This window comes from Streptomyces sp. R-07 (genome assembly GCF_049913175.1).
In the GTDB taxonomy this organism is placed as follows: Bacteria; Actinomycetota; Actinomycetes; order Streptomycetales; family Streptomycetaceae; genus Streptomyces.
In genome coordinates this window covers 4,919,062-4,935,813 of record NZ_CP183978.1, presented here as the reverse complement: position 1 = coordinate 4,935,813, position 16,752 = coordinate 4,919,062, and the positions used below count along the sequence as shown (strand labels likewise).

Here is a 16,752-nt window from a genome sequence, read left to right as displayed (position 1 = left end):
TCAGTGGGGTCCTCTACCGTCGTGAGCATGGTGGGGATCACGGTCCTGGAGACCGGGCTGGACGAGGCGCTTACGGAAGGGCCGGAGGTGGTCGGTGAGTTGATCGCCTCCCTGGGGACGGAGGAGCGACGGGAGTGGGCGCTCGCGCTTCATCTGAGGGCCTGCGGAAGGAGGCCCGGCCAGGTGTCGGCGGCCCTCGACGCCTTGTCCCGCCAGGAGTTGGCCTGGAGCACCGAGGAGTCCGACGAACTCCTCGCGCGGCTCGTCGGCCAGGACGCGAAGGTCGCCCCGCACGAACTGCGGCACTCGTTCATGAACCTGGTGCCGATCGCTCTTTCGGCGGCCGAGCAGGCCCAGGAGTTCGACCGGGCCCGGGTCCGGGCACTGCGCCGGACGGCCGAGTCGCTGCGCACCTACGAGAGCGTCGAGTTCGCCGCGATACGGGACCGGATGGACGTCCTGCTGCGCCGCGAGACGACGGCACCGCCTGGCAGGCTCCCCCGCAATCTCCTCGACGGGCTCGACGAGTACGGCCCTGCGATGCGGGCCGCCCACAGTGAGCTGCTCGCGGGGGCGGGCGTGGCGGACTTCCTCGGGCACTGCGTGCTCCTGGACAAGCCCCGGGCGACGCGCGTCTGGCGCCGGACGGCGGCGGCCCTCCTCGGGGAGGCCGAGCAGGGAGCGGAGGTGGTGCGGCGGCTGTTGGAGGGGATCGCCGCACAGCCCGAGCACCGGGTGACCGACCTCAGCAGTTGGGGCATGGTCTTCTCGCATCTCGCGGGCGACACCAACACCTGCCTCGTCCGCGGCCTGATGTGGGCCGCGCTCGACCTCGACGCCGACTGGGTCGTGCCGCTCGTCGGGGCCGTCGCCCTGCACGCGGGGACCGGGCTCGGGGGGTCCGGTGGGTTCTGCCGGAGTCAGCCGCTGGCCACGGCGGCGGTCGCGGTGCTCGGGGAGTGCGGGGGCGCCCGGGGCGAGGAGGCCGTGCAGTGGCTCGGGCGGCTGCCGAAGAAGGTGAAGAACCGGACGGTGGCCAAGGGGATCGCCAAGGCCCTGGGGGCCGTCGCCGCGCGCTCGGGCGTGACGCCGTCGATGCTCCGCGAGCGCGGGGTGGCGACGCTCGGCCTGGACGGGCGCGGGGTCCGGGAGGTGCCGCTCGGGGCGTACACGGCGGAGTTCTCGGTACGGGAGCCGGGTGCGGTCGCGCTGGCCTTCAGGGGCCCGGAGGGGAGGGTCCTGAAGACGGCGCCGAAGGAGGTCCGTGAGACGCGCGCGGAGGAGTTGAAGGGGGTCAGGGCGGGGCTGAAGGAGCTGAGGGGGCTGCTCGCCGCCGAGCGGGCCCGCCTCGAGGAGCACCTCGCGGCGGGGACGGTCTGGCCCGCGGAGGACTGGCAGCGGCACTACGTCGACCACCCGGTGACGGGGACGGTGGCCCGGGCGCTGCTCTGGGAGGTCACGGAGGACGACGGGGACGCCGAGGAGCGGTGGACCGCGGGGCTTCCGGAGCGCACCGGGGGCGGCTGGGCCCTGGCGGCCGCGGACGGGACGGCGCGTCCGGTCGGTCCCGGCGCCCGGCTGCGGCTGTGGCATCCGCTGCGGGCCGGTGGCGAGGAGGTCGCGGAGTGGCGGGCCGCGCTGGCGGAGCGGGAGGAGCGCCAGCCGTTCAAGCAGGTCTTCCGCGAGGTGTACCCGCTGACCCCGGCGGAGCTCACGACCGGCTCGTACTCCAACCGCTTCGCGGGGCACGTCCTGCGGTACGGGCAGGCGCGGGCGCTGATGGCCGAGCGCGGCTGGACGGGGAACCATCTGGGGTACTTCTCGGACGGCTGGTCCTCGGAGCTGGTGAAGGAGCTGCCCGTGCCGGGCGAGCTGCCGGCCGGTGAGGGGACGCGCTGGCGGGCCCGGTTCTTCGTGGAGCTGGTCGACGAGGGGGCGCGCGGGGACGGGGTGGCCAGGCTCTGCTCCACGGACCAGGTGCGCTTCGAGCGGCGGGCGGGTGCGGCGGCGGGTGGGCGGACCCGATCGGCAGGCGCGCGGGACGGTTCGGCGGGGGCGCGGGGAGCCCGGGAGGCGGGTACGCGGGGCGCCTGGGAGGCGGCCGCGCTGGCCGACGTACCGCCGCTCGTGCTGTCCGAGGCGCTGCGGGACGTCGATCTGTTCGTGGGGGTGGCGTCGATCGGGGCGGACCCGCACTGGCGGGACCGTGGGGAGGACCGCGCCTACGACGGGTACTGGGAGAGTTGGTCGTTCGGCGCGCTGACGGAGTCGGCGCTGATCCGGCGCGAGACGCTGGCCCGGCTGCTGCCCCGGACGCGGATCGCGGACCGGGTGGAGCTGACCGACCGCTTCCTGCGGGTGCGGGGCGAGCTGCGGGCGTACCGGATCCACCTGGGCTCGGGGAACGTGCTGATGGAGCCGGACGACACGTACCTGTGCGTCGTGGAGGACCGCGTGCGGGACCGGGGGACGGTGTTCCTGCCGTTCGAGGAGGACGGCGGGCTGCTGTCGGTGATCCTGTCGAAGGCGCTGCTGCTGGCCGCCGACGACCGGATCACCGACGCGACGATCACCGCGCGGATACGCCGGGGCTGAGCTCGGCGGCCGTCTCCGCGAGGAAGGCGACGAGCAGCCGGGCGGTCTCCTCCGGGCGTTCCAGGGCGGGGAGGTGGCCGGCCCAGTCGAGGTCGACGCGGCGGGCGGCGGGCAGGAGGCGTCCGAGCTCGTCGGCGAAGGCCCGGAAGTCGGGGAGGTCGTGGGCGCCGACGGCCACGAGGGCGGGGGCCTGGATCCGGGCGAGGTCCTCGCGGGTGACCTCGGGTGCGACCGGGTGGTGCTCCTCGGGGGCGGCGAGCTGGAGGTCGAAGGCGCGCCGCTGGGCGTCCCGGACGAGGGCGCGGGCGGCCTCTCCGGCTTCGGGGCCGAGCCAGGTGCCGACGTTGAGTTCGACGGCGGCGTCGATTTCGCCGGCGTCGAGGAGGGCCTCCTCGCGGGCGTCCCAGGCGCGCAGTTCGTCGCTGGGCTCCATGCCGGGGACGGCGGAGCCGAGCAGGGCGAGGGCCGAGACGCGTCCGGGGTGGGCGGCGGCGAGTTCGAGGGCGACCCGGCCGCCGAAGGAAGAGCCGACGACGGCGGCCCGCTCGGCGCCGAGGTGGTCGAGGAGCTCGCGCACGTCCTCGGCGTGGGTGTGCGGGGCGTCGATCGGGCTGCCGCCGAAGCCGCGGAGGTCGCAGCGGACGACCCGGTGTCCCGCCGCGGCCAGCGCGGGGAACTGCCCGTCCCACATGCGGCGGTCGCAGACGCCGGAGTGCAGCAGGACGACGGTCGAGGGGCCGGTGCCGGCCAGGTCATGAGAGAGCGTCACCCGCGCGACCCTAGCGGCCGGGTGCCGCGCGGAGACCACTTCCCCCACGCGACTTGAACACGTTCAAGAGGAGGTCTACAGTCATGACTGCCAGCTTTTGAACGCGTTCAAGGGAGGGTGGGGCATGGACCTCACTGTCGTCGCGTACATCGTCTACCTGCTGATCAGCGTGGGCCTCACCATCTGGGTCGCCCGCACCCTCAGCCGCAACGGAAGGATCTTCCTCTCCGACGTCCTGCACGGGAACGAGAAGCTCGCGGACGCCGTCAACCACCTCCTGGTGGTCGGCTTCTACCTCGTGAACTTCGGCTTCGTCGCCCTCTACCTGAGCCAGGACGACGCCGTCCTCGACGCCCGGGCACTCTTCGAGGCCCTCTCCGTCAAGCTCGGAGTGGTCCTGCTCGTCCTCGGCGTGATGCACCTCGGGAACGTGTACGTACTCAACAAGATCCGCCGCCGCGGGGTCATGGAGCGCGAGCAGGTGCCGCCGGTCGGTCCGCAGGGCTGGACCGCGACCCCCAAGGGCGGCCCCTGGGCCCCGCCCGCGCCCCAGGTCTGAACCGGCCGTGCCCGGCCCGACCGCGGCGAGCACGCCGACGACCCCCGTGGGACGCCTGACCGTGCTGTACGACGCCGACTGCCCGCTCTGCGTGCACCTCAGGCACTGGCTGCTGCGCCAGCGGCAGCTCGTCCCGCTCGACTTCGTACCGGCCGGCTCGCAGCAGGCCCGGCGCCTCTTCCCGGCCCTCGACCACACCGCCACCCTGCGGGAGATCACCGTGATCGGGGACCGGGGCCAGGTCTACCGGGAGGCCTCCGCCTGGATCGTCTGCCTCTGGGCGCTGGCCGACCACCGGGCCAGGGCCCACTGGCTGGCCACCCCCGCGGGACTGCCCTTCGCCCGGGTGACCGTCCTGGCGGCCGCGAAGTGGCGCGAGGCCCTCAAGGGAACGGGACCGGACGACCGGTCCTGCGGGGACGGGCACTGCGAGGTGCCCGGTCCGCCCGGTTAGGCTCGGCCCTGTGAAGGACGTGAAGGAAGAGAAGAAGGCCGACCTGAAGCCGGCCGACGAGAAGAAGGCCCCCAAGAGCGAGCAGACCCGCACGCTCATCCTCGAAACCGCGCTCCGGCTGTTCAAGGAGCGCGGTTACGACAAGACGACGATGCGGGCCATCGCCCAGGAGGCCGGGGTCTCCGTCGGCAACGCGTACTACTACTTCTCCTCCAAGGAGCACCTCGTCCAGGGCTTCTACGACCGGATCGCCGAGGAGCACCAGGCGGCCGTCGAGGGGATCCTGACCGGCCCCGAGAAGGACCTCACGGCACGGATCCGCGGGGTCTACCTCGGCTGGCTCGACATCGCGGAGCCGTACCACGAGTTCGCGGCCCAGTTCTTCAAGAACGCCGCCGACCCGGACAGCCCGCTCAGCCCGTTCTCCCCCGAGTCGGAGGGCCCGCGCGAGGCCGCCATCGAGGTGCACCGGCGGGTCATCTCCGGTGCCTCGGTCAAGGTCGACCCGGAACTGAAGGAAGCGCTCCCGCAGTTGCTGTGGCTCCAGCAGATGGGCCTGGTGCTGTTCTGGGTGTACGACCGCTCGGAGGGCGCGGCGAACAGCCGGCGCCTGGTGGAGCGCCTCGCGCCGGTCACCGCCCGCGCGATCTCGCTCTCCCGCTTCCGGATCCTGCGCCCGCTGGTCAAGGAGACGCACGAGCTGCTCTCCGACTTCATGCCGACGGCGGCCGGGATGGCGGCCTCGGGCAAGCCCAAGAAGAGGACGAGCCCGAAGCCGTCGGAGAACGACTAGCTCCGGCTGGAGCCGGCTGGATCCAGCCGGCTCCAGCCGGTCCAGCCGGATCCGGCTAGATCCAGCTGAGCTCCCACAGGCGCCAGATGCCGGTGCCGTCCGTCAGGTACTGGGAGCCGGCGACCGCCTCCGTGGAGAGGACGTAGTCCTTCTTCTGCCACAGCGGGACGAGCGGGACGTCGGAGGCGACCTCGTTCTGGATCTCCTTGAAGTCGTTCGTCGCGCGGCCACGGTCGCTGAACTGCTGCGTCGAGGCGATCAGGCTGTCGATCCGCTTGCTGGAGAAGCCGTTGTGCAGGGTGTTCTGGGTGCCGACGAGCGGGGCGGTGAAGCTGTCGGAGTCCGGGAAGTCGGGGAGCCAGCCGACGGGGTAGGCGTCGTAGCTGCCCTTCGCGTACCCCTTCTGGAAGCTCTGCCAGTCGGCCTCGACGAGCTTGACCTTGAAGAGGCCGGTCTCCTCCAGCTGCCGCTTGACCTCGGCGGCCTCGGCGCCGTACGTGGCGTCCTTGCGGTAGCCGTACGTGAACTTCACCGGCGTCTTGACCCCGGCGTCCTTCAGGAGCGCCTTGGCCTCCTTCGCGCTCGGCTCCGGGTAGACGTCGAAGAAGGCGGTGCTGTGGCCGACGAAGCCCTGCGGGATGAGGGAGTAGAGCGGCTCGACCGTGCCCTTGTAGGCGCCCTCGGTGATCGCCGGGCGGTCGAGGACGGCGGCGACGGCCTGCCGTACGGCCTTGTTCGCCATCGGCGAGCCGGACCGGACGTTGAAGTTGAGGTTGCGGATCTCGGCGCTCTCGGCCTCGGTGACGCGGGTCCCGTCCTTGGTGTCCAGGGTCGCGAGGAAGTTCGGCGGCAGCTGCCGGTGCGTCACCTGGACGTCCTTCGCCTTCCAGGCGGTGGCGAGGTCCGCGGACTGGCCGTAGTACTTCACGAGGACCGTGTGACCGGCCTTGGTGATGGCGCCCTTGTACTTCGGGTTGGGCTCCAGGAGCGCGGACTCGCCCTCCTTGTACTCCTTGAGGACGTACGGCCCCGAGCCGTCGACCGCGGAGCCCGTCCGCAGGTTGCCGGCCGGGTACTGGTCCTTGTCCACGATCGAGCCGGCGCCCGTGGCCACCTTCAGCGGGAACGTGGCGTCCCGGCCGCTCAGGTGGAAGGTGACGGTCCGGCCCTCGGCCGAGACGTTCTTCAGGGTCGGGAAGAGCGGCTGCGGGCCGACGTCCGTCTTGATGTGCAGCATCCGCTCGAAGGAGTACTTGACGTCCTCGGCGGTGATCTTGCGCCCGTTGGCGAAGGTGAGGTCGTCGCGGAGCGTGCACTGGTACGTGGTGAGCTTGGTCCCCACGAACTTGCAGCTCTCGGCGGCGTCCGGCACCGGCTGGCTCAGGCCCGGCTTGAAGGTGAGCAGCGACTGGAAGACGTTGCTGTACATGGCCCAGGAACCGGCGTCGTACGCGCCGGCCGGGTCGAGTGAAGTGACCTCGTCGGTGGTGCCGACGGTGATCGGATCGGTCCGGACGCCGTCGGAGGGCAGGAGTTGCCAGCCCCCCACTCCGGCGGCCACCAGTACTCCACAAGTGATGAGGATCCGCAGACGGACCGTCGACCGCATTGCCGTGCTTCCTTTTTTTGGTACCACCCCAGATGCGACGGCCCCCAAAAAACGTCGCGATGGCCTGCATCCCATCACACGGGTTTCACATGGGGAAGGGAAAACTTTCACACGACAGGTATATGTCCGGGATATGAGAATTTAAGTCGATGAGCAGCACGTATCGACCCCGATGCAGGGAGTGACAATGTCCGATCAGGCCCGTTTCGAGGCGAGTTCGACGATCGTGATGTCGGAGGGCGCACCGACCCGGACCGGGGGTCCCCAGGCGCCCGCGCCCCGCGAGACGTACAGCTGGGTGTCGCCGTACCGTTCGAGCCCGGCGACGGTCGGGTTGGCCAGTTCGGCGAGGTGGTTTCCGGGCCACAGCTGGCCGCCGTGGGTGTGGCCGGAGAGCTGGAGGTCCACGCCGTGGCGTACGGCGTCGTGGACGACGATCGGCTGGTGCGCGAGGAGCACCGCGGCGCGGGCCCGGTCGCGGTCGCCGAGGGCCCGCGCGAAGTCGGGGCCCTCGCCCTCACTCTCCCCCGCGACGTCGTCGACGCCGGCGAGATCGAAGCCCGCCGGGATCTCCACGCGCGCGTTGCGCAGCGGGCGGAGGCCGAGTTCGCGGACGTGGTCGACCCAGGCGTCGGCACCCGAGAAGTACTCGTGGTTGCCGGTCACGAAGAAGGAGCCGTGGCGGGCACGGAGCCGGGCGAGCGGCTCGGCGGCCGGGCCGAGGTTCTCGACGGTGCCGTCGACGAGGTCGCCGACGACCGCGATCAGGTCGGGCTGGGTGGCGTTGATCGAATCGACGATCCGCTGGGTGTGGGCCCGGCCCAGGATCGGCCCGAGGTGGATGTCGGACACGACGGCGATCCGGTAACCGTGCGCGGCGCGCGGGATCTTGGCGAGCGGGACGGTGACCCGCTTGACGCGGGGGCCGCGCAGCACGCCGTACGTGCCGTATCCGACGGTCCCGACGGCGACGGCGGCGGCGGAACCACCGACGACGCGCGAGACGAACAGCCGCCGGGAGACGTCGGGGGCGGCGGGCTCAGCCGGTGCGGTCACGGCGGCGGGTGCGGGCTCGGGTGCGGCGGGCTCAGCCGGGGCGGTCACGGCGGCGGATACGGGCTCCGCAGGGGTGGTCACGGCCGCCGGTACGGGCTCCGCAGGGGTGGCGGCGGCGCGGCGGTCGAGCCAGGCGCGCAGGAGCGGGCGGACGGCCTCGCCGGCCAGCAGGGCCAGGACCAGGTACAGGAGCACGGCGAGCCAGAGGAAGCCCGGCCAGGCGACCGCCTGCTGGAGCCGGAAGGGGGCATCGGCCCGGCCGGACACCAGGGCGGCGAGCGACAGCACCGGCAGGACGATCACGGCGGCCGTACCGAGCGGGCGCGGCAGGCTCCCGGGCACCGTCACGTCGCGCACCAGGCGCCGCCACACGTACCAGTGGACCGCGCCGAGCAGCGCGAGGACCACGACCAGGACCAGCAGAAAGACGACCACGCCCCCGGAACCCCTCTTCTAGACGTCCGCGCGACGCACGGCACGCACCCCACGCAACCCGATCACGCCGATCACGCCGATCACGTCCCCAAGACAACGGAGGTGACGGCGAGGCCGCTCCCGTTCCAGAGCTTCTTGACGCAGCCGACCACCAACGTACAGAGACCCTGCCGAAAGATCGCGGCGGGCCCGTTCGATACTGGCAGGGCACGGCCACCCCACTCCGAAGGACACCCCATGAAGCTCAGCCGCCGCGTCTCCTGGTTCCTGCTCGCGTTCGGCGTCTGGTCCTGGGTGATCTGGGTGACCTTCGCGAAGAACCTCTGGAAGGACGGGAGCGGCCTCGCCTTCGACGACGCGGGAAACCCGACGGCGTACTTCTGGGTCCACCTCGCCCTCGCCGTCACGTCGTTCATCCTAGGGACGGCAGTCGGCGTGATCGGCTTCCGGGGCGTCCGCGCGACCAAGAAGTAAGGCCCCGCGGGACGCACGGTCCAGCGGCCGCAGTTCGAACTTCGCCGCGGTGGACTGCACTTGACCGTGCAGCGCGTCCCGCCATGGCTCGTCGCCCTGATCACCACCGACGGCGGGGCAGCGGTGAAGGTGGGCACAGCGTGGGCACAGCGCTGAGCCGCGCGCCCGTCATACCGTCATGGCTCCGCCCGCTGGTCGGCCCCACTGCGGGCACAGCAAGGCCCGCTCGGACGAGTCGGGGCGTGCCGTGGACTTCCGGGCGCAGACGGCCTCCCGCACCGTGTCCAGCTGCTCGGCCCCCGCGGGCGAAATGGAGGGGGCAAGCCTCTCACCTGCTCTTCTCTGTCGTTGAAGCGCTACCGGTCAGCTACACGTAGAAAGTGATCCAGATGAACCAGCTCCACATCCCGAACGCGAGCGGGAACCAGGAGACGCGGCAGCTGAGTTTCATGACCCCAGCCTCACCGTCCGCCCCTCGGCCCCCGCGTCCGGGTGGACGAGCGCGGGTGGACCGCCTGCCGGGGTTCGGATCGGTCTTCCGTACATGTACGTTCTCGACCGTGTCTGCTTCGAAGAAGACCGCTTGGGCGGTCGCCGCTGCTGTGTTCCTGCCGCTCGTCCTCGCCGCGCCCGCGGCCCACGCGGACGGAAAGGACGGGAAGGACAAGCAGCCCAAGCCTCCCGCCGTGATGTCCAAGGTCGGCGGCGCCCTGCTCAGCAAGCCGGGGACGCAGGTGCAGCTCGGGCCCGGCGCCCCGGTGCTGCCCAAGGAGCTGTCCGGGCGTTCCTGGATCGTCGCGGACGCGGAGAGCGGCCAGATCCTCGCCGCGCACAACGCGCACTGGCGGCTCGCCCCGGCCTCCACCCTCAAGATGCTCTTCGCGGACACCCTGCTGCCCAAGTTCACCAGAACCGAGAACCACCTGGTCACGAACCAGGACCTGGCCGGCATCGGCGCCGGCTCCAGCCTGGTCGGCATCAAGGAGAAGCAGACCTACAGCGTCCACGACCTGTGGCTCGGTGTCTTCCTCCGCTCCGGCAACGACGCCGTGCACGTGCTGACCAGCATGAACGGCGGTCTCATCCAGACCGTCGCGGACATGAACGACCACGCGGTCGACCTCCAGGCCCTCGACACCTTCGTGGTCTCCCCGGACGGCTACGACGCCCCCCGCCAGGTCTCCTCCGCGTACGACCTGACGCTCATCGCCCGCAACGGCATGAAGAACCAGGACTTCCGCGAGTACGCCGCCACGCCACGCGCCGCCTTCCCCGGCGAGGCAAAGCCGGGCAAGAAGCGCGAGACCTTCGAGATCCAGAACACCAACCGGCTCCTCACCGGCGACATCGGCGTCGCCCCGTACCAGGGCATCGCCGGGGTCAAGAACGGCAACACCACGCACGCGGGTGCCACCTTCACGGGCGTCGCCGAGCGAAACGGCAGGGTCCTGCTCGTCACCGTCATGAACCCCTCCTCGAAGGAGCAGCACGCGGTCTACCGCGAGGCCGCCCGGCTGCTCGACTGGGGCTTCGCGGCCTCCGGGAAGGTGACGCCGGTGGGTGAGCTGGTGCCGCCGCGCTCGGCTCGTACGACGCCCACCGCCCCGGACGACGGCACGGCCCCGGCGCCCGGCAAGAACGCCCCGCACGAGCCGGTCCACTCGGCCGCCACCGCCGACAGGTCCGGCGGGATCGGGATCGCGCTCGCCGTGGCGGGCGGCGTCCTCGTCCTCCTGGCCGCGGGCGTCTTCCTGGTCAACCGCCGCTGGCCGCTGGCCGCGTCGGCGGCGCGTCGTCGCCGTTCGCAGTCCCCGGACCAGACTCCGGACCACTCTCCGGAGCAGTCTCAGGAGGAGTCCCCGGACCGGTCGGACCGGTCTCCGGAAAAGTCCCCGGACCGGTCTCCGGAGGAGTCCCCGGCTCTGAAGGACTCCCCCGACGTGACTCCGTAGCCGTCCACGCCGCGCAGAACAGCAGCAGCTTCGCGGTGAAGTTGATCCAGAGGAGCAGGGCGACCGGGACGCCGAACGCCCCGTACATCGACTTCGCCGCGACCCCCTTCATGTAGCCGCCGAGCAGCAGCTTGAGCAGCTCGAAGCCGACCGCGCCCATCAGCGCCGCCACCACGAGGTCCCGGCGGCGCGGTTCGACGCCCGGCAGCAGCGTCAGCACGTACAGCAGGATCAGGAAGTCGGCGACGACGCCGACGAGGACGGCCGCTCCCTGGAGCAGGAAGCCGCCCGCCCCCTCGCCCGAGATGCCGAGCCGGTCGGCGCTCCAGCCGACGGCGGTGGAGCCGAGCCAGGACGCGGCGAGCGAGGCGAGCGCGACCCCGCCGAGGCCGACCAGGATCAGCGCGTCCTTTCCCTTGAGCAGGATCGGGTTGCCCTCGACGGCGTCGAGCCCCCAGACCGCGCGCAGGCACTCCCGCATGGAGCCGATCCAGCTGATGCCGGTGACGAGCAGGACGGCGCCGGCGACGAGTCCGATGGTCCCGGCGTTGTCGACCAGCCCGCCGATGTCGAGCTGGTCGGAGATGCCGGGCACCTGGTCGCTGATCTTCTTCTCGATCCGGTCGAGCTGGTCGTCGGTGAGCAGCGCGGCGCCGATCGCGGCGGCGAACGTGATCAGCGGGAACAGGGCGATGAAGGAGACGAAGGTGATCGCGGCGGCGAGCCGCGTCCAGTGCGCCGCGTCGAGGGTCTCGTACGCGTGCCAGCCGTGGGTCCGCATGAGGCGCGTCACCCACGGCCCGATGACGGGAAGCCTCTTCAGCCAGTCCATGTCGTACGTCCACTCCTCGCGCCGTCGGATCGCCCGGGTACGAGAATCCCCCACCGGGGCTCACACACCCGCGACCGACATCCCGTACAGCGCGGCCCATGCCAGCCCGATGACGGCGAGCGGCCGGTCGCGCAGCACGACGTCCTCGGGCGCGCCCGCCGCTCCCCGGTCGGCGAAGACCGCGTACCGCAGGACGCCGAGGACGAAGGCGACCACGGAGAGCTGCCGCCACGGCAGCGACGTCTCCACCGGGCCCGCCTCCAGGGCCCACAGGCAGTACCCGAGCACGGCGACGCCGGCGGCCAACTGCCAGACGAACCGCAGGTATCCGGTCGTGTACTGGGTGAGCAGCGCCCGCGTCGCGCCCTCGGCGCCCTCCATCTGGACGGCCTCGGAGTACCGCTTGGCGGCGACCATGAAGAGCGCCCCGAACCCGGTCGTGATGAGGAACCAGCGGGACAGCGGGATGCCGAGCGCCACCCCGCCGACCATCGCCCGCATCAGGAAGCCGGTGGCGACGACGGCGAGGTCGACGACGAGGACGTGCTTGAGGCGCACGCAGTACGCGACCTGCATGACGAGGTACGCGACGAGCAGTGCGGCGGTCAGCGGGCCGCAGAGCAGCGCGGCGGCGACGGCGGACCCGAGGCCGAGCAGGATCCCGGCGCCGGTCGCGAGCGCGACGGGGACCTGCCCCGAGGCCACGGGGCGGCGGCACTTGGCGGGGTGGGCGCGGTCGGCCTCGGCGTCGCGCGCGTCGTTGAGGAGGTAGACGGCGGAGGCGGCGGCCGTGAACAGGACGAAGACCAGGGCGAGTCGGGCCCCGGTCTGCCAGGAACCGAGCCGCCCGGCGGCGGCGGGCGCGGCGAGCACGAGGACGTTCTTCACCCACTGCCGGGGCCGGGCGGTCCTGACCAGCCCGAGGACCCACCCACCACGCGCCGGCAGGGGCGTGTCCGGTACGGCGGCGGGGGCGGCGAGCACGGCGGTCCCACCCCGTTCGCTCACGACAGGACCGCCTTACGCGCGCGCGTGGCGACGACGGCCGCGGCGGGGGCGAGGAGACGGCCCACGGCCGTGGCGGCGGGGGCGAGGAGGTGACCCGCGTCGGCCGGGGCCGGGGTCAGGAGGTGGCCCGCGACGGTCACGGCCGGGGCCAGGAGACGGCTCGCGTCGGTCCTGGCCGGGGTCAGGAGGCGGTGGCCCGCCGCGGCCGTGGCGGCGCCGAGCAGGGCGCCGGCGGCGACGTCGCTCGGGTAGTGGACGCCGACGACCAGGCGGGACAGACACATCGCACCGGCCAGCGGGGCGGCGATCCGACCGGCCGTCGGGTGGAGGACGCCGAAGGCGACCACCGCGGCGGCGGAGGAGGTGGCGTGGGAGCTGGGGAAGGAGTGCCGGCCGGCCGTGCGCACCAGGGGCTCGTACGTGTCCGGGGCCGGCCGGGGACGCCGTACGAGCCGCTTGACGCCCATGCTCGCGAGGTGCGCGGTGGCGACCAGGGCCGTGGCCCGCAGCCAGCCGTTCCGGCGAGGGCGGTCGCAGGCGGCGGCGGTGAGTCCGGCGGCCAGCCAGAGGGCGCCGTGCTCGCCGCCGAGGGAGAGGACCCGGGCGGCGGCGGCCACACCGGGCCGGTGCCCGCAGGCGCGCAGGGCGACCAGGACGCGCCGCTCGGCCGCACCCCAGCCGGGCTCGCGCCCGCGCAAGGCCGTAGCGCCACCCGCACCGCGAGGCCGCCCGGCAGCGGTGCTCCCCGTCTCACCGGCCCGCTCGGCCGTGGCCGATCGAGCCGCGCCGGGCGGCTCGGCCACGTCACTCCCCGGCTCGCCGACCGGGCCGGTCGTGGCGGGTCGGGCCGCACCGTCCCGCCGGAGGACGGCAGGCCCAGCTCCGTCAGACGGCTCCGACGCATCCGGCCCATCACACCCCACAGACACAGCCGCTTCCGCCCCGCCACGCCCCACAGGCGCAGTCGGTTCCGCCCGGCCGTGCCCCCCAGACACAGCCGGTTCCGGCCCGTCAGAGCGTGTTCGCACGGTCGGTCTCGCCTCGCGCATGCGTCTTCGTCTCCCTGTCGGGCCCGCCGTTCCACTCGGTCACCGCGACTCTGGCGCGGCCCGTGGCCGAGGGCACGAGGTCTCTTTCCTGACACTCCTTTAATCACCCATTTCGACGAACCGCCATCCAATACCGGCATACCAGACAGACCCGGCTATACGGTCACCCTCATGGCTGTCGAGACCCACGTCCTGGACGACGACTGCGAAGCGATCACCGGCTGGGGCCGCACCGCCCCCACCCTCGCGCGCGTGCACCGGCCCCGCGGGACCGCCGAGGTCGCCGAGGCCCTCCGGGCCTGCGGCTCCCGGGGCGCCGTCGCCCGCGGTCTCGGCCGCGCGTACGGCGACGCCGCGCAGAACGCCGGCGGCACCGTCCTCGACATGACCGGCCTCGACCGGATCCTGGCCTTCGACACCACCGCCGGGCTCGTCGTCTGCGAGGCCGGCGTCAGCCTGCACCGGCTGATGGAGGCGCTGCTGCCGCTCGGCTGGTTCGTCCCGGTCACCCCCGGCACCCGGTACGTGACCGTCGGCGGCGCGATCGGCGCCGACATCCACGGCAAGAACCACCACGTCTCGGGCTCCTTCGGCCGGCACGTGACCGCGCTCGAACTCCTCACCGCCGACGGTGAGATCCGGACCGTGCTGCCCGGGACCCCGCTCTTCGACGCCACCACCGGCGGCATGGGCCTGACCGGTGTGATCCTCTCCGCCACCCTGCGGCTGCTGCCCGTCGAGACCTCCCTCATGCGCGTGGACACCGAGCGCGTCCCGGGCCTCGACGAGCTGATGGCGCGGCTCACCGCCACCGACCACCGGTACCGCTACTCCGTCGCCTGGATCGACCTGCTGGCGCGGGGCGCCGCCACCGGCCGCGCCGTCCTGACGCGCGGCGACCACGCCCCGTACGACGCGCTGCCCCGCCGCCACCGGGCCCGCCGCGCACCGCTCGGCTTCCGGCCGGGCCGGCTGCCCGCCCCGCCGCCGTACGTCCCGGGCGGGCTGCTCGGCCGCACGTCCGTCGGGCTCTTCAACGAGCTCTGGTACCGCAAGGCCCCACGCGCGAGCCGGGCCGGGCTCCAGCCGCTCACGTCCTTCTTCCACCCCCTCGACGGCGTCCCGCACTGGAACCGGATCTACGGGCCCGGGGGCTTCGTCCAGTACCAGTTCGTCGTCCCGTACGGGCAGGAGGAGACCCTCCGGCGGATCGTGCGGCGGATCGCGGACCGGGGCTGCCCCTCCTTCCTCGCCGTCCTGAAACGGTTCGGCGCGGGCGATCCCGGCTGGCTCTCCTTCCCCCTCCCCGGCTGGACCCTCGCCCTCGACCTGCCCACCGGCCTCCCCGGCCTCGGCCGCTTCCTCGACGCGCTCGACGAGGAGGTCGTGGGCGCCGGCGGCCGGGTCTACCTCGCCAAGGACTCCCGGGTCCGGCCGGAGACCCTGGCCGCGATGTATCCCCGGCTCGACGAGTTCCGGGCGCTGCGCGCCGCGCTCGACCCCCGGTCCGTCTTCACCTCGGACCTCGCCCGCCGTCTCAGTCTCTAGAGTTCCAGGAGTTCCCGTGAAGGACGCCTTCGGTGCCCCGCAGTCCCTGCTCGTCCTCGGCGGCACCTCCGAGATCGGGCTCGCCACCGCCCGCCGGCTGATCGCCCGCCGCACCCGCGTCGTCTGGCTGGCCGGCCGCCCCTCCCCCGCGCTCACGGCCGCCGCCGACTCGCTGCGCGCGCTCGGGGCGGAGGTGCGCACCGTGCCCTTCGACGCGCTCGACACCGAGTCGCACGAGGAGCGGCTCGGGAAGATCTTCACCGAGGGCGACATCGACATGGTGCTGCTCGCCTTCGGGGTGCTCGGCGACCAGGCGCGTGACGAGTCCGACCCGGTCGCCGCCGTCCGGGTCGCGCAGACCAACTACACGGGCGCCGTCTCGGCCGGTCTGGTGTGCGCGGGCGCGCTCCAGGCGCAGGGCCACGGGTCCCTGGTGGTGCTCTCCTCGGTGGCGGGCGAGCGGGCCCGCCGCGCCAACTTCATCTACGGCTCGTCGAAGGCGGGGCTCGACGCCTTCGCCCAGGGGCTGGGTGACGCGCTGCACGGCACGGGGGTGCACGTCATGGTCGTACGGCCCGGGTTCGTGCGCTCGAAGATGACGGCCGGGCTGGCGGAGGCGCCGCTGGCGACGACTCCGGAGGCGGTCGCGGGCGCGATCGAGCTGGGGCTGCGGCGGCGCTCGGAGACGGTGTGGGTGCCGGGGGCGCTGCGGATGGTGATGGCGGCGGTACGGCACGTCCCGAGGCCGCTGTTCCGGCGCCTGCCGGTGTGACGGTACGGCTCAGGCGCTGTTCCCCGCGCCTGCCGGTACGACGGGTACGGCTCAGGCGCTGTTCCCCGCGCCTGCCGGTACGACGGGTACGGCTCAGGCGCTGTTCCCCGCGCCTGCAGGTATGACGGGTACGGCTCAGGCGCTGTTCCCGGCGCCTGCCGGTGTGACGTACGGCTCTACGGCTACGGCTCTACGCCTCTACGCCGTCGGCGCCGGCGTGTCGACGGGGCTGCCGCCCTGCGCGGGGACCGCGGCGATCGGGCGCCCGCTGCCGAACTCGTAGTCGTACAGCTTCCGCCAGACCCCGTCCGGGCCCTGCTCGTACAACGCGAAGGACCGGCAGGTCCAGGCCGCCTCGTACCCGGCGAGCTCGGCGAACGCCCGGTCCATCCCCTCCTCGGAGATGCCGTGCGCCACGGTGACGTGCGGGTGGTACGGGAACTGGAGCTCGCGCACGAGGGGGCCCGCCTCGTCCCGGATCCGCTGCTGGAGCCTGTTGCAGAGCGGCACGCCCTCCGCCAGCTTCACGAAGACGACCGGGGACATCGGGCGGAAGGTCCCGGTGCCTTCCAGCCGCACGGGGAACGGCTGGTGGTCGGCGGCGACACCCGCGAGGTGCGCCTCGATCTCCGGCAGCCGCTCCTCGGGGACCTCGGTCGGCGGGACCAGGGTGACGTGCGTGGGGATGCCGTACGCGGCCGGGTCCCCGAAGCCGGCGCGCCGCTCCTGGAGCAGGCTGCCGTAGGGCTCCGGGACCGCGATCGAAACGCCGAGCGTTACGGTCCCCACGTCGTTCTCCTCCGTCGTGCGTCGAAATGTGTACGGGTGGTGCAGCGCCAGTGTGCGG

13 protein-coding genes and 3 pseudogenes are annotated in these 16,752 nt (G+C 72.9%); 8 read left to right on the top strand and 8 right to left on the bottom strand.

Features of this window, described 5'->3' with window-relative positions:
- Positions 1-27: 27 nt before the first annotated feature.
- Positions 28-2,595, top strand: a complete 2,568-nt coding sequence (locus ACN9M0_RS22690) for a DUF4132 domain-containing protein (RefSeq protein WP_426404105.1) — start codon at positions 28-30, stop codon at positions 2,593-2,595.
- Here ACN9M0_RS22690 and ACN9M0_RS22685 read toward each other — a convergent pair.
- Entirely contained in the window at positions 2,570-3,364 is a 795-nt protein-coding gene (locus tag ACN9M0_RS22685; RefSeq protein WP_426404104.1) for an alpha/beta fold hydrolase, read from the bottom strand. The genes ACN9M0_RS22690 and ACN9M0_RS22685 overlap by 26 nt on opposite strands.
- 124 nt (positions 3,365-3,488) lie before the next feature.
- Between ACN9M0_RS22685 and ACN9M0_RS22680 the strand changes: the two genes are divergently transcribed.
- The 3 genes from ACN9M0_RS22680 to ACN9M0_RS22670 are packed head-to-tail and all read left to right on the top strand — an operon-like array spanning position 3,489 to position 5,170.
- Positions 3,489-3,923 (top strand): hypothetical protein, encoded by a 435-nt coding sequence (locus ACN9M0_RS22680; protein ID WP_366039868.1) that lies wholly within the window; start codon positions 3,489-3,491, stop codon positions 3,921-3,923.
- Positions 3,924-3,930: 7 nt separating this feature from the next.
- Entirely contained in the window at positions 3,931-4,377 is a 447-nt protein-coding gene (locus ACN9M0_RS22675; protein ID WP_366039869.1) for a thiol-disulfide oxidoreductase DCC family protein, read from the top strand.
- 10 nt (positions 4,378-4,387) lie between these two features.
- Positions 4,388-5,170 carry a TetR/AcrR family transcriptional regulator gene (locus ACN9M0_RS22670; RefSeq protein ID WP_366039870.1) on the top strand — a complete coding sequence of 261 codons (783 nt, stop codon included), beginning with the start codon at positions 4,388-4,390 and terminating at the stop codon, positions 5,168-5,170.
- Positions 5,171-5,225: 55 nt separating this feature from the next.
- On the opposite strand, the gene ACN9M0_RS22665 is transcribed toward ACN9M0_RS22670, so the two are convergent.
- Positions 5,226-6,779, bottom strand: a complete 1,554-nt coding sequence (locus ACN9M0_RS22665; protein ID WP_366039871.1) for an ABC transporter substrate-binding protein — start codon at positions 6,777-6,779, stop codon at positions 5,226-5,228.
- A 195-nt stretch (positions 6,780-6,974) separates the two neighbouring features.
- A complete protein-coding gene (locus ACN9M0_RS22660) occupies positions 6,975-8,270 on the bottom strand; it encodes a metallophosphoesterase (RefSeq protein WP_426404103.1) in 1,296 nt (431 codons plus the stop codon).
- A 237-nt stretch (positions 8,271-8,507) separates the two neighbouring features.
- Between ACN9M0_RS22660 and ACN9M0_RS22655 the strand changes: the two genes are divergently transcribed.
- A complete protein-coding gene (locus ACN9M0_RS22655) occupies positions 8,508-8,744 on the top strand; it encodes an SCO4848 family membrane protein (RefSeq protein ID WP_366039873.1) in 237 nt (78 codons plus the stop codon).
- Positions 8,745-9,120: 376 nt separating this feature from the next.
- Here ACN9M0_RS22655 and ACN9M0_RS22650 read toward each other — a convergent pair.
- A pseudogene (locus ACN9M0_RS22650) lies at positions 9,121-9,195 on the bottom strand (SCO4848 family membrane protein); the annotation flags it as partial.
- Between ACN9M0_RS22650 and ACN9M0_RS22645 the strand changes: the two are divergent.
- A pseudogene (locus ACN9M0_RS22645) lies at positions 9,194-10,156 on the top strand (D-alanyl-D-alanine carboxypeptidase family protein); the annotation flags it as partial. The pseudogenes ACN9M0_RS22650 and ACN9M0_RS22645 sit on opposite strands and share 2 nt — an antisense overlap.
- Positions 10,157-10,499: 343 nt before the next feature.
- Here the strand turns inward: ACN9M0_RS22645 and ACN9M0_RS22640 are convergent.
- The 3 genes and pseudogenes from ACN9M0_RS22640 to ACN9M0_RS22630 form a co-directional block, all read right to left on the bottom strand.
- The gene (locus tag ACN9M0_RS22640; RefSeq protein WP_426404102.1) at positions 10,500-11,528 is read right to left on the bottom strand and encodes a YihY/virulence factor BrkB family protein; all 1,029 of its coding nucleotides are present in this window, start codon (positions 11,526-11,528) and stop codon (positions 10,500-10,502) included.
- A gap of 60 nt (positions 11,529-11,588) precedes the next feature.
- Positions 11,589-12,512 (bottom strand): decaprenyl-phosphate phosphoribosyltransferase, encoded by a 924-nt coding sequence (locus tag ACN9M0_RS22635; protein WP_399695960.1) that lies wholly within the window; start codon positions 12,510-12,512, stop codon positions 11,589-11,591.
- 212 nt (positions 12,513-12,724) lie between these two features.
- Positions 12,725-13,234 (bottom strand): annotated as a pseudogene (locus ACN9M0_RS22630) (phosphatase PAP2 family protein); the annotation flags it as partial.
- 522 nt (positions 13,235-13,756) lie between these two features.
- Between ACN9M0_RS22630 and ACN9M0_RS22625 the strand changes: the two are divergent.
- Both ACN9M0_RS22625 and ACN9M0_RS22620 read left to right on the top strand, forming a co-directional pair.
- Complete coding sequence (locus tag ACN9M0_RS22625) at positions 13,757-15,133, top strand: FAD-binding oxidoreductase (protein WP_366039875.1); 1,377 nt, start codon at positions 13,757-13,759, stop codon at positions 15,131-15,133.
- Between the two features lie 16 nt (positions 15,134-15,149).
- Positions 15,150-15,905, top strand: a complete 756-nt coding sequence (locus ACN9M0_RS22620; protein WP_399695894.1) for a decaprenylphospho-beta-D-erythro-pentofuranosid-2-ulose 2-reductase — start codon at positions 15,150-15,152, stop codon at positions 15,903-15,905.
- A 198-nt stretch (positions 15,906-16,103) separates the two neighbouring features.
- Here ACN9M0_RS22620 and ACN9M0_RS22615 read toward each other — a convergent pair whose 3' ends face one another.
- Entirely contained in the window at positions 16,104-16,694 is a 591-nt protein-coding gene (locus ACN9M0_RS22615) for a 2'-5' RNA ligase family protein (RefSeq protein ID WP_366039877.1), read from the bottom strand.
- Positions 16,695-16,752 lie beyond the last annotated feature (58 nt).